13 protein-coding genes, 3 tRNA genes and 1 pseudogene are annotated in these 13,016 nt (G+C 47.2%); 6 read left to right on the top strand and 11 right to left on the bottom strand.

The window, feature by feature from the left end; all coding sequences use genetic code 11:
* Window positions 1-209: 209 nt before the first annotated feature.
* From ABXS70_RS19260 to ABXS70_RS19270, 3 genes are all read left to right on the top strand, one after another.
* Window positions 210-911: an urease accessory UreF family protein gene (locus ABXS70_RS19260; protein ID WP_342554718.1), complete on the top strand. Its 702-nt coding sequence runs from the start codon at window positions 210-212 to the stop codon at window positions 909-911.
* A 260-nt stretch (window positions 912-1,171) separates the two neighbouring features.
* A complete protein-coding gene (locus tag ABXS70_RS19265; RefSeq protein WP_342554717.1) occupies window positions 1,172-1,375 on the top strand; it encodes an XRE family transcriptional regulator in 204 nt (67 codons plus the stop codon).
* 28 nt (window positions 1,376-1,403) lie between these two features.
* A complete protein-coding gene (locus ABXS70_RS19270) occupies window positions 1,404-2,033 on the top strand; it encodes a hypothetical protein (protein WP_366290063.1) in 630 nt (209 codons plus the stop codon).
* A gap of 99 nt (window positions 2,034-2,132) precedes the next feature.
* On the opposite strand, the pseudogene urtE reads toward ABXS70_RS19270, so the two are convergent.
* From urtE to ABXS70_RS19320, 10 genes and pseudogenes are all read right to left on the bottom strand, one after another.
* Window positions 2,133-2,827 (bottom strand): annotated as a pseudogene (gene urtE / locus ABXS70_RS19275) (urea ABC transporter ATP-binding subunit UrtE).
* On the bottom strand, window positions 2,805-3,614 hold the full coding sequence (urtD, locus tag ABXS70_RS19280) for an urea ABC transporter ATP-binding protein UrtD (RefSeq protein ID WP_366290065.1): 810 nt from the start codon (window positions 3,612-3,614) through the stop codon (window positions 2,805-2,807). Before urtD ends, urtE begins: the two are co-directional and overlap by 23 nt.
* On the bottom strand, window positions 3,553-4,599 hold the full coding sequence (urtC, locus tag ABXS70_RS19285; protein ID WP_366296694.1) for an urea ABC transporter permease subunit UrtC: 1,047 nt from the start codon (window positions 4,597-4,599) through the stop codon (window positions 3,553-3,555). The genes urtD and urtC overlap by 62 nt, the downstream gene beginning before the upstream one ends.
* Before the next feature lie 92 nt (window positions 4,600-4,691).
* Window positions 4,692-5,597: an urea ABC transporter permease subunit UrtB gene (gene urtB, locus ABXS70_RS19290; protein ID WP_342554713.1), complete on the bottom strand. Its 906-nt coding sequence runs from the start codon at window positions 5,595-5,597 to the stop codon at window positions 4,692-4,694.
* A gap of 125 nt (window positions 5,598-5,722) precedes the next feature.
* Window positions 5,723-6,973 (bottom strand): urea ABC transporter substrate-binding protein, encoded by a 1,251-nt coding sequence (gene urtA / locus ABXS70_RS19295; RefSeq protein ID WP_366290068.1) that lies wholly within the window; start codon window positions 6,971-6,973, stop codon window positions 5,723-5,725.
* A gap of 364 nt (window positions 6,974-7,337) precedes the next feature.
* Complete coding sequence (locus tag ABXS70_RS19300; protein WP_342554711.1) at window positions 7,338-7,772, bottom strand: helix-turn-helix transcriptional regulator; 435 nt, start codon at window positions 7,770-7,772, stop codon at window positions 7,338-7,340.
* Window positions 7,773-8,080: 308 nt separating this feature from the next.
* The gene (locus ABXS70_RS19305) at window positions 8,081-8,518 is read right to left on the bottom strand and encodes a helix-turn-helix domain-containing protein (RefSeq protein WP_342554710.1); all 438 of its coding nucleotides are present in this window, start codon (window positions 8,516-8,518) and stop codon (window positions 8,081-8,083) included.
* Window positions 8,519-8,888: 370 nt separating this feature from the next.
* Window positions 8,889-8,971 (bottom strand) — tRNA-Leu (locus tag ABXS70_RS19310).
* Between the two features lie 15 nt (window positions 8,972-8,986).
* A tRNA-Lys gene (locus ABXS70_RS19315) sits at window positions 8,987-9,062 on the bottom strand.
* A gap of 118 nt (window positions 9,063-9,180) precedes the next feature.
* Window positions 9,181-9,252, bottom strand: a tRNA-Glu gene (locus tag ABXS70_RS19320).
* Window positions 9,253-9,627: 375 nt separating this feature from the next.
* Between ABXS70_RS19320 and ABXS70_RS19325 the strand changes: the two genes are divergently transcribed.
* On the top strand, window positions 9,628-10,404 hold the full coding sequence (locus ABXS70_RS19325; protein ID WP_366290072.1) for a DeoR/GlpR family DNA-binding transcription regulator: 777 nt from the start codon (window positions 9,628-9,630) through the stop codon (window positions 10,402-10,404).
* Between the two features lie 4 nt (window positions 10,405-10,408).
* Window positions 10,409-11,311: a Cof-type HAD-IIB family hydrolase gene (locus ABXS70_RS19330; protein ID WP_366290075.1), complete on the top strand. Its 903-nt coding sequence runs from the start codon at window positions 10,409-10,411 to the stop codon at window positions 11,309-11,311.
* A gap of 100 nt (window positions 11,312-11,411) precedes the next feature.
* Here ABXS70_RS19330 and ABXS70_RS19335 read toward each other — a convergent pair whose 3' ends face one another.
* On the bottom strand, window positions 11,412-12,071 hold the full coding sequence (locus ABXS70_RS19335) for a flavin reductase family protein (RefSeq protein WP_366290078.1): 660 nt from the start codon (window positions 12,069-12,071) through the stop codon (window positions 11,412-11,414).
* A 72-nt stretch (window positions 12,072-12,143) separates the two neighbouring features.
* On the opposite strand from ABXS70_RS19335, the gene ABXS70_RS19340 reads away from it, so the two are divergent.
* Window positions 12,144-12,842 carry a helix-turn-helix transcriptional regulator gene (locus ABXS70_RS19340; protein ID WP_366290081.1) on the top strand — a complete coding sequence of 233 codons (699 nt, stop codon included), beginning with the start codon at window positions 12,144-12,146 and terminating at the stop codon, window positions 12,840-12,842.
* Window positions 12,843-13,016 lie beyond the last annotated feature (174 nt).

The raw sequence follows: 13,016 nt of genomic DNA on the forward strand, positions 1-13,016 counted from the left end.
TTTTATCACAAATAAGCTTGTGTAAGTTTATATAACACAAAATACTTACCAGGCCTATACAAACGTCTTTTTTTCTGTTAACTATTGACAAAACACCGATTATTATGTGAAAATATATATCATATAATTCGGATTTACACACAAATTTTCAAAAAAACCTTTATCAAGTTAGGAAAATTTACACAACTGTACACAGGAGGCGAAAGATCTTGAATCGTGGGAATAAGCTTCTCGATTACGCGAAACTGCTTGATCCCTCTGTGCAGGTTGGAGGGTTCTCCCATCTCTTCGGCATGAACACCCATATCAAGGAAGGCTCCATACGTACTGCCGAGGATATCGAATCGTTCATGCGATGCCAGCTTCACCCTAGTCTTGTGCGTCTTGAAGGCATGGCGATCAAAGGCATCTACACCGCAACAGATCATAAGGACACCTGGCGTGTCGCTTTGATCGACAAACTGGTCCATGTACAGCGCACACCCGCTGAACTTCGAGAACAAGCATCAGCTATAGGCAAACGTTTAATCAAACTCTCGCGCGCCCTGCATCCGTGGATTGACTTCAGCCCGCTTGAACAGATCTTCGCAAAATACAATTCCGTTGGCTGCCTCCCTACCGTTCACGCCTGGATTAACCACCACCTTGACATCCCCGTCGAAGAGGCGGTTCTCGGTTACCTGCATTCAGCCATGTATGCTTGTATATCCGAAGCCTCCAAAGTTATCCCTCTAACTGAAGAAGTCACCAAGGAACTGCTGGGTCGTCTGACCACAGACCTAGAGAAGGAATGGACGACCGTGAGCACCTCTTCTCCAGATGGACATATGCCCCCCGCATCCCTGTCTATGAAGCCCTTGTTCCCCAACTTTCACATGCTCGGGGCAGGCCTCCATGCTTACAGAGCATAACTCTCCCCGTTCCACCCTTCTATAAAAATGCATACAAAAAAACACGCCGCAATCCCCTTGCTGGCGTGTTTTTCACTTTTTTGCAAGCTTATAAAAACGTATTTACGTCATATTAATTCAAAAAATACACTTATTTCCGTATTTTTTAATTGTTAGATGACGCAAATACGTATATAATGGAAATCACAGCTCGCATTTCTATATATCTTACACCAATACAAGCTTGCTGAATACTATAATCCATTCAGGAGTGAACCCTTTTGAACAAGAAAAAACCAGTCACTCCGTTCGGATGGGCTATCAAACGACGCCTAACCGAACTGCAGGTCGATCAGAAAACCTTTTGCGAACAGCATGGCATTCCACCCTATCGTCTGTCCAACCTTATCCACGGCACACGCAAAGCAACCAGATTCAGGCATTTGGTCGCTGATATTTTGGACATCCCCGAGGAGCTGCGATAACCATTTTCATCAAAGGAGGATTTCTCTCGTGAGATATGTGACATCAGACCTCGAAAGCTTGTCTTTCCAATCGACCAACCATCAGCTGATTATCGTTGATCAGCATTGGATGATTAGGAGCTGCAACCGAGCCTGGGAACGCGGGTTTCATAGACCTTTTTCGCACACAGCCCGCTGTCACAGGCATTACCTGCATTTGATGGAAGCCTGGGCGGCGCAGCAGAAAGATATTCTTCCGGCTACCACATTTGCACAAGATCTGAGACACAACGTCGTTCCGTTTAAGCAAACCCATACATACGACATCTCTGTGACCACCCCATATAATGAAGAGAGATGGTTTCGTGTAGAGCTCACTCCACTGCATGATGGACCCGCAATGGATACTGCCCTGGCTCTCGTAGCTCACACCGACATTACCGAACAGAAAAAAACAGAGCTTCAGCTAAGGCAAGCCCTGACTGAAGCACGTACATTATTCGGCCTATTGCCCATTTGCGCCGTCTGTAAACATATTAAAGACGAATCGGAGGAATGGAGCTCCGTCGAACATTATTTGGAGAAACACACCTCTGCCGAGTTCACACATGATATCTGCCCTGAATGCATCCGCCGGCTGTATCCGAAATACTCCAACGTACTCGACCAGCCTCATTAAACCTGCACAGCATAGGTCACACCTCCGTACATTCAACACCATTACAGCATGCGCACATTGGAGTCAGGCACGAAACAAACACGGATAGCCCGGACTGCATTATACAGACAGATGATATTCAAACTGCGATATATCCAGCTCATGCGGTGCTCCCTGCAGAGCCATAACCCCTCTGTCCATCACATAAATATAATCCGCGGCACTGCGCACAAAATCAATACTCTGCTCCACCAACAAAATTGAAATATCGCCCTGCATTTTCAGTTTGAGTATTACCTGTCTGATATCCTCAACGATGGAGGGCTGAATACCTTCCGTCGGCTCATCCAGCAGCAGCAGGCCAGGACGGGACGCAAGCGCACGAGCAATGGCAAGCTCGCTCGCTGCCCACCACTCAAGTCACCGCCTTGACGTCCATACATGGAAGCAAGTACCGGAAACAGATCCAACACATCCTCAGGGAACGATTGATTCCCGGAAGCATTCCTTTCCAGTCCAAGCAGCAGGTTCTCTTTCACCGTAAGCTGGGGGAAAATCTCCCTCCCTTGCGGCACATATCCTATTCCCGCCTTTGCCCGTTTAGCCGATTCGAGCGAAGCTAGTTCCTGATGGTTCCATTGAATACTGCCTTTACGCGTCCGAATCAGCCCCATCAAGGTTTTCATCAGCGTCGTTTTCCCCACGCCATTCCTTCCCATCAGACACGTCACTTGACCAGACTGCACTTCCAGATCCACACCACGCAGCACCCGGCTCTCCCCGTACCCTGACTCAACGTTCTGCAGCGTCAGCATTTGCCTTCCCCCTTTGGCCCAAATATACCTCAGCTACCCTTGGATCAGCCTGCACTTCAGCCATCGTGCCTTCCTTGAGCAGCTGTCCTTCGTGCATCACCGTCACCTTCGCTGCAAACTCCCTTACAAACTCCATGTCATGCTCCACAACAACGACCGAACGTTCGGCCGCAATATCCTGCAGCAGTCGTCCCGTCTTATAGGTTTCCTCATCCGTCATACCTGCGGCCGGTTCATCAAGCAGCAGCACCTGCGGCTCCTGAAGCAGCAGCATTCCGATCTCCAGCCACTGCTTCTCTCCATGAGACAGCGCACCTGCCCGCTCGTTGATTCGATCCTGCAGGCCCGTCTGAAGCATGACACGCTCGATTACCTCCCCCCTTTTGCCACGTCTATGGATTCCGATCGTTCGAAGGGGAGAACGCTTCGTCTCCGCCGCCAGCGTCAGATTCTCTTCCACCGTCAGGCTGGGGAATACGGAAGGCGCCTGAAACTTGCGACCCACTCCTTTACGAACAATCTGATGTTCTCTCAGCCTCGTCAGTTCCGTTCCGTCCACCAGCTTTACCGAACCGGATACCGGTTTGGTTTTGCCGCAAATCACATCCAGCATCGTCGTTTTCCCGGCACCATTAGGTCCGATCAAGAAATGCAGATCACGTTCAAACAGCTTCAGATTCATGCCTTTAACTGCAGTAAAACCACCAAAGGTCACCGTGACCTCCTCAGCGGCCAGTATCACCTGAGGCTCCAAAGATTTTCCGTTTTTTCGAAGCAGTCTGGACATGCGAACTCTCCCCTCTCCGACGTACCATATGGACGACATTTCGGTATACACCCACAATGCCATTCGGCATGAACAAAACAACGGTGACAAAAAGCCCACCAACCACGAACAGCCACCCCTCCGGATAAGCCTCACTTATCCCCGTTTTAGCCGCATTCAACATGACAGTACCAATGACCGCGCCAATCAGGGTCCCGCGTCCCCCCAAGGCAACCCACAGCACCATCTCAATGGAAGGTACGATGCCCATCATGGATGGCGAGATAATGCCCACCTGCAGCACAAACAGCATGCCTGCTATTCCCGCAAGTGCACCCGACAAGGCAAAGGCAAGCGTTTTATAACCTGCGGGGTCAAACCCCAGAAATCGAACCCGATTTTCTCCATCACGCGCAGCTTCAAGCACCTGCCCAAAACGGCTGTTCACTATCCGGCGGCAGAACACATATGCGAGCACCAGAACAATAAGAGTGATATAGTACAGCACAATCGTGGTGCCCGCTGCATGAAGCTTAAACCCAAAAATCGTCTGGTAACCCGTTATCCCGTTTGTACCGCCCGTCCATTCCTGTTTGCCTACAAATAACGTCACCGTAATAAGAACAAGAGCTTGAGTCAGGATGGTAAAATACACCCCGGTAATTCGATTACGAAACGTGAACCACGCCAGCACAAAAGCAAGCATAGCGGGAATGGCAATGCCAAGGAAAATCGCTGCCGGGAATGAACGGAACGGCTCCCAGAACCACGGCAATCCACTGAGACCACTCCAGCCCATGAAATCCGGGATCGCTCCACCAGCTTGAAGCTTCAGATACATCGCCATAGCATAGCCGCCAAGACCAAAAAACACCCCGTGTCCAAGACTAAGCACGCCCCCGTATCCCCAGATCAGGTCAAGTCCAATTGCCAGAATGGCCAGCGCCAGAAACTTAGCTAACAAGCTGAGGCGAAATTCTGTAGAGACCAGTGGTGCAAGGCACATCAAAATCAGCACAATCGCCCAGATCACCCTCGTTTTCAAACTTCCCGCTCTAAGTAATGCCGGCATGGTCGAACCCCCTTCTCTTCTTCTGGTTAATCCAAGCTTCGCGTGCGAATAGCAACCAAGCCTCGAGGCTTCCATTGCAAAAATGCGACGATGCATACAAACACAAGCACTTTGCCGATTGATGCCGAAGTATATGTTTCGAAAAGCGTATTAAACATGCCGATGCCAAGTGCACCGCACACTGTACCCACTAATTTCCCCACTCCTCCAAGCACAACAACCATAAAGGCATCCACAATGTAGTATGTGCCCAGCGAAGGGCCAATCGGCCCGATCAGCGTTAAAGCACAGCCCGCAATGCCTGCAATACCTGAACCAATCGCAAACGTCATGCCATCCACCCGGCGCGTGGAGATCCCCAGACAGCCGGCCATGTTCCGATTCTGCATCACCGCCCTCATCCGTCTGCCGGAAGCCGTGCGATAGATGTAGAGGTACATGCACATCAGTACTGCGGCTACAAGCGCAAGGATAAACACTCGCTTATACGGAAAAATAATCCCCTCCGAAATCATCCATCCTCCATTCAGCCAGACAGGGCTGGATACACCCACATTTGGGGCCCCAAATATAGTGCGAGCCAACTGCTGCAGCATCATACCTACTCCCCAGGTGGCGAGCAAACTGTCCAGCGGCCTGCCATACAGATGCCTGATCAAAACCACTTCCAGCAGCCACCCGATCAAAGCGGCTGTACCAAATGCAAGAGGCAGCGCAGCCGCAAAATACATATCGAACCAGGACGCCGGAGCATATGACATAAACAGGTTTTGCGTCACATAAGTCGCATATGCGCCAATCATAATCAATTCGCCATGTGCCATATTGATAACATTCATCAAACCAAATGTGACCGCGAGTCCCAGAGCAATCAACAGCAGAATCGAGCTTATGCTGAGACCGTTGAATATTTGTAGAATAAACATCTCCACTGCAGACCCTCCCTTTGTCATTTTTTCGAATCAACGCTTTACTGTAATGGTGTGCAGGGGTGTACTATCTGCTCCCTTTCACCTCTAAGTCATGCATCCAGCCTTTCTCACACCCACCTACACCACTATTTATCACTCAGAGCAGCTCCCCACTCATATGTTTTCAAATATGGATCAGGCTTCACAGGCGAACCCGAATTCCATAATTCCTTGAATTGACCATCTTCCTGCACTTCACCGATACGCACCGTTTTGTAAATATGCTGATTTTCTCCATCCACCGTGACTTTGCCTTCCGGCGCATCCAGCTCAAGCCCTTTGGCAGCTTCCTTCACTTTCTCAACATCCGTTGATCCTGCCTTCTCTACAGCTGCTTTCCACAGGTAAACAGCCACATACCCAGCCTCAATCGGATCAGCCGTAACTCGGTCCGAACCATATTTCTCTTTATATTTCGCAACAAAATTGTTATTCTCAGGTGTTTCTGTTGTCTGGTAATAGTTCCACGAAGCAAGATGCCCCTTAAGCACGTCTGCTCCGATTCCGCGAATCTCTTCTTCAGCCACACTTACAGACAGCGTTGTAAGCTCATCTGAAGTGATCCCTGCATCCTTCAACTGCTTGAAGAAAGCAGCATTGCTATCCCCGTTTAACGTGTTATAGACGATATCCGGTTTGGCCGCTTTGATTTTACTGATGATTGTACTGTAGTCGGTATGTCCCAGCGGTGTATATTCCTCTCCCACAACTTCGCCACCCTCTGCTGCAAGCTGTGCTTTAATCACCTGATTCGCCGTCCTTGGGAAAACATAATCCGAACCGAGCAAATAAAACGTCCTGCCCCGGTTCTCCAGCAGCCAAGTTACCGACGGAACAATCTGCTGATTGGTCGCTGCACCGGTATAGAAAATATTAGGGGAGGATTCCAAACCTTCATACTGCACAGGGTAAAATAACAGACCCTTGTTTTGCTCAAACACCGGAAGCATCGCTTTTCTACTGGCTGAAGTCCATCCGCCAAATACAGCAGCCACCTTATCCTGCTGCAGCAGTTTCCCTGCCTTCTCGGCAAAAGTAGGCCAATCCGAGGCACCATCTTCAATGACCGGTTCAATGGGTTTGCCCAGAACACCACCCGCAGCGTTAATCTCTTCAATCGCGAGCATCTCTGCATCTTTGACCGAGACTTCACTAATGGCCATCGTACCGCTCAGGGAGTGAAGAATGCCAACCTTGATCGTTTCACCAGCCGCAGCTGCATTCCCCGCACCCTCAGAACCTTTAGCTCCAGGCGGAACAGTACCTTCCACACATGCGGTTACCATCAGACATACACCGAGAAGCATACCCCATAATCGAAACGACCTCTTTTTCAATAGCCAACACTCCCTCTTTATCGTCTATTGACGAACATTAAGGCAAAACATAATTAAAATGTTCGTTGAACCAAATTATGGAGTCAAGTGCTTTAAATGTCAATATACCTTACATAACTTTATCTTGAATATCTAAAACCTATACATACTTCTCTTGAAATCTAAAATAAATTGACTTATAGTCAATTTTTATGTAAGTATATATAACATAAATATGAATTATTTCTGCCTTCAGCACCTTCCTACGCAAAAAAAACCTCCATACTGTTTCCGAAGGGTCGGAACAGAAGAGGTTTTCATCTGCCTTATTTAAAGTAGGATCTCTGACAGTCTTCATAGGGCACCAACAAACAGGGAATTCCTGCTACCGTTCTTGTTGATCCGCATTCTTGTCACCACCATCATCACTGGGTTCAGATGGATAACGATATGCGCTGCCTTCTTTGCTTTCTTTCAATTTACGATAACGAGTGAACTCAATATATTCACTGATAAAAGCCTGTTCCGCAGCCGACAATTCACTTTCCTGGCAATCCAATTGCCGCAGCACGTTAAAAAAATAATCCTCCCGCTTTTCCCGCACAATCGCTTCTTTCGATAAACGCCCAATCATAAGCCAGTCCAGACTCACATCGAAAAACGAAGCAATTTCAATCAATTTATTCGTGCTTGGGATGGATTTCCCCCGCTTCCAGTCACCCAGATTACCTGTGCTGATCTTCAGCTGTTCACAGAATGCTTTCTTTGTCATTCCTTTTTCGGCAATCAGGTGTTCGATTCGCTCATAGATCGACTGCATGTATGAACCGCCTTCCAACCGTAATAATCAACTCATATGTCATATGATAGAATTATAGCATAATCTACACGTCAATAAATCTATCGGAAAATCTCCACTTTTCCCAGCGTATGAAGTGCAGATCGTCTCATGTTCACCTCTGGCCCACTCATGCTGCAGCGCAAAAAAAACTCCGCTCTGTCATCGGAGGAATTCACTACAAATAGGGATCAATACCGTTATCCACAACCCAAACTATAAAACACATTACACGCTCTGCTGTTTCTCACCCTGTCTTATGGAGACATGAACAGAAGCGATGAATACGATCAGCTCTTGTTCCGTTCTGAATTATTCTGTTCTAACTCGTTCTCTTCACCCTGTTCGGATGGATAGCGAAAGCTGCCCTCTTTACTTTCCTTGAATCTGCGATAACGAGTGAACTCAATATATTCACTGATAAAAGACTGTTCTTCAGCCGACAATTCGTTTTCCTGGCAATCCAATTGCCGCAGCACGTCAAAAAAATAATCCTCCCGCTTTTCCCGCACAATCGCTTCTTTCGATAAACGCCCGATCATAAGCCAGTCCAGACTCACATCGAAAAACGAAGCAATTTCAATCAATTTGTTCGTGCTCGGGATGGATTTACCACGCTTCCAGTCACCCAGATTACCTGTGCTGATCTTCAGCTGTTCACAGAATGCTTTCTTTGTCATTCCTTTTTCGGCAATCAGGTGTTCAATTCGCTCATAGATTGACTGCATGCAGGAACCGCCTTCCATCCATAATAATCAACTCATATGTCATATGATAGAATTATAGCATAATATTCCTGAATGCTCAGCCTTTAAAATCCAGAACTCCCCAAGAGAAACCAACTCAGAACAGTCATATCTCAAGCCGAGCCGCGTGCTGTAATGATCAGCAGCTTCAAGACCGGAATCAAACCTTGCGTACTAAACCAGCCACGCTCCATCCTAACCGACGCCTACCTTGTATATAACTTCAACATAAAAAGAAGTATTTAAATTAAATGCTCCGCTCTGGCACCCATAACATCCAAAGATCCATACGTATAAAAAAAATGAACATTCACAATTAATCATGAATGTCCATTTGCCGTTACTGCTGTGATGCGGTCGAGAGGACTCGAACCTCCACGGGTATACACCCACTACCCCCTCAAGATAGCGTGTCTGCCATTCCACCACGACCGCATATTAAATTGTAAATGGTGAGCCATGAAGGACTCGAACCTTCGACACCCTGATTAAAAGTCAGGTGCTCTACCAACTGAGCTAATGGCTCCTAATGTAACTCCACCTGATGTTATGCCATGCTTCATATTGATGTTACAGAGCAGTGACTTTTGAAGAAACTCTTATAAAAAGCGAATCTATACATAGTGAAGAAATAGGTATTGCTATGACCCGTAGGGGATTCGAACCCCTGTTACCTCCGTGAAAGGGAGGTGTCTTAACCCCTTGACCAACGGGCCTTGTAAACAAGTTGTCTTTCTTGGCGACAAGAATGAGTATACCATAGGAAAATAAAATAGTGCAACACTTTTTTTATTTCTTTTTTATATTTCATTTTTTATGTTCCCATCTTTCTCATTTTATCAATCTAAATCACCTTGTCATTATCCTGGCTTAGATCCAGCCTACACCGGCTTATTCCCCTCCTTTTACGATGTTCACTTTAATTCCAAAATCATAACCATGTTATCCACATCCTCTGATTCTGTAAATTAAAGATTAAAAAACTTAAGAAAACTTATTTGCACTTACAATATTGCAGATTGCATTATGATTCCTTATAATTAAATGATAGTACAGCGCACGGTCATCCATAATAAAGGGAGGCTTTACGTTTGTTTCAAGAAGAACGCATGCAGCTCATTATAGAGCACCTACGCAAGCATAATCGCATTTCGGCTGAAGAGATCGTGTCTTTATTCGATGTCTCGCGAGATACTGCACGCAGGGATCTGATTAAACTTGAAGAGCAGGAGGCCATCATTCGCACACGCGGCGGTGCTATTCTCCCCTCTCCACCACAAGAGTTCAAGACTTACCAAGACCGGCTCAAACATATTACTGAGGAAAAACGAGCCATAGGCAAATTGGCCGCTGCTCTCGTCCGTTCAGGTGAAACGATAATTTTGGATTCCTCCACGACAGTACAGAGCTGCGCAGAGAATCTGAACGGGAAATCCTGCACCGTCATTACCAATTCGTTATATTCTGCTGAACTGTTATCCAATCATACTGCAGTCCAGATTCGACTGCTCGGGGGCAAGCTGGATAAAGAGCAGCGTTATGTCTATGGAACACCTGTTATCGAGACACTGTCTCACTACTATGCAGATAAAGCCTTTATTGGGATCGGCGGCCTCACGATGGATGGATTCAGTGCATCCGAAGAGGAAGGCAAGATCAAACATCAAATGATGAAGTCTGCCAAAAGTGTAATTGTACTTGCCGACCATTCCAAGATGGGCAAGCGATACGGTTTTCGTTTTGCAGACTGGTCACTCGTTAATGTGTTAATTACAGATCAATGGCCGGCTCAGGAGTGGCTGGATTTTTTGAAGGAACAAAAGGTTGAAATTCTGATTCCCGAACCAATACAAGACAAGGAGTTGTAAGAATATGAAATTGTTTGCTACCGATCTAGACGGAACATTGTTGAACCGAGACAGTCAGATCAGCCGGGAGAATGCGGAAGCTATTCAGAAGGCTCAAACGTCTGGAATGAAAGTAACGATTGCGACTGGACGTGTATATTCAGATGTTGTGGAGATCAGCCGCCAAGGTGGAATCAAAACCCCGATTATTGGCTCAAACGGCGCCACCATTCATGACGAGAACGGAGAACGGTTATTCCACCTTCCATTCGAACGCGAGACGGCTGCTTCTGTCATGAAGTGGCTGGAAGATCAGCATATTTACTATGAAGCTTCGACTCAGATGGGCATCTATGCCCCAATCAGCAGTCATGAAACCATGCTCGCGGAGTTGGAACGCGTACTTGGCTCAAGACCCGGGGAAGATGTAGAGCGTATGATCCGTTCGATCAAGAAACACTACAGCAAAAAAGATTATCACCGCGTGACCAGCCATCTTGAAATTCCAGCCGATGCCTTCATCTATAACATTATGGCCTTCTCGATGAATCCCGACAAACTCCAACGGGGACGTGAATACTTCTCCTCCAGAACCGATGTCGCGATGGTTGTATCCTTCGAGCATAACTTCGAGATGCAGCACCCGGATGTCTCCAAAGGGAACGCACTCGCCAAACTGGCAGCACATTTCAATATTGCGATGAAAGACACCGCAGCGATCGGAGATAACTTTAATGACGTTTCCATGCTGCAAATGGCAGGGCTGGGTATCGCCATGGGTAATGCCGAACCTGAAATCCGCGCCCTGGCCAAAACGATAACACTTACGAATACGGAGCATGGCGTTGCTCATGCGATTCACAGCTTGCTGGAAGGCAAACCTATCGCTCCTGCGCAGGCCGAAACTACCGTCACCGAAGGGCTGTAAAAAGCCAATATAACGAAAACAAGCACAGTCTCTTCTACCGAGTCTGTGCTTGTTTTGCATACTGAACGAGTTGAACAGTATAATCCTCCATTGGATTCCTCTAACGCTCGGTCCGAAAATTTTCACCCCGTCTTTCCCCAAGTCCGTAATAATGCCGGAAATTATAAATTAACGGATGCCACCGCTCAGGATCAATCCTGTTGATCCCCGAGATCAGACGAGTATGGGCATGTACTTTTATGGCTTTCGCTTCTACAATCGCCATAAACGGGGTATGTTCCGGAATGCGTATATGCTGTACTGCAGCTTCGATCTGAAGCGGACATTCCGTGATTCTATCGGGTGCTGCGAGAACTGAACTTTGGGGCGTTAATCCAGCTGCGGCGAATTTATCACGGCAGAACGTGTAACCCATCTGTTTCTTAGCTTCCGGCACGGGAGAACTGCCCGTTGTCCGTCCTAGTGCCTCAACGTTCTCCCACAGCGAGACATCCGGCAGGTTAATAACACATTCGGAATGACGAAGGAGGTTTTCATAAGCTTTGCCCTGTGCGCCTACACCCAGCACGAGACAATCACCCAGCGCCCAGGATGATGATAGCGGAGAAAGATTCGTGGACCCGTCTTGATTTAATGTGCTGAGGATAATGACGGGTGTACCGTAGTATAAAATACTTGGATTAATCGTTTCGTGTTCATTCGCCTGTGCCCATTCCGAAGTTCGTTTTGACTTGTTCTGCTGCTGTATATGGTTATTCATCTACATCGCCCCTGTTCCGATATTGAATTCCAAACCATTGTAATACATCATTAGTTCAGCTATCATCGAAGTATGAATGCATATCCGAATATCACTGTTATCGCTTCACTTATTGCCGACACAAGCCGCTCTATATTTCTCTCCTCCCTGCTGGATGGACGAGCGTTACCTGCAGGAGAGCTTGCCTATATGGCAGGGGTCAGTCCACAGACAGCAAGTAATCATCTCGCTAAACTCGTGGATGGCGGGCTGCTGCAGGTTGAACAGCAAGGTCGCCATCGCTATTACCGTCTTGCAAACCGGGACATTGCCGATCTGATTGAGAAAATGGCCGCCATTGCTCCACCGGTACAGATTCGCTCATTAAAACAATCCAATCAACTGCAGCAGTTAAGCTATGCTCGTACCTGTTACGATCACCTGGCCGGAAAACTCGGAACTTCCCTCTGTGAAGCGCTGCTCAGAAAAGGGTATCTGGTTGAACCGAAAGAAACCCATAATAAAGATTTTATAATGACAGAGAAAGGGAAGCAGTGGTTTGCCGAATTTGGTATTCAGTGTCAGTTAAAACCAGGGTCACGCCGAGCCGTTGCTCGTAAATGTCTGGATTGGAGCGAACGCCGTCACCACCTTTCCGGTTTGCTTGGTGAACAGTTTGTTCAGCGATTCCTTGCACTGGACTGGATTCGGCAAAAACCGGGTCATCGCTCTATCGAAATAACTGTTGCCGGAAAGGCAGGTTTATACGAAGTGTTGGATATTTCCATCTGAATGGAGTCCGCGCTGAAAAATCAAAAAACCCTCCATATAAAGATGATGAATTCATCCTTGTATGGAGGGTTTAACTGTGTTATTAGAAACGCAAAGAGAGGGATACTCTCACTTCATTATGGACTGCGATGGATCGTTATGGAAGCTTACGCTCCGACGAACCTTTAGGATTCT

The organism is Paenibacillus sp. AN1007, assembly GCF_040702995.1.
Taxonomy (GTDB): domain Bacteria; phylum Bacillota; class Bacilli; order Paenibacillales; family Paenibacillaceae; genus Paenibacillus.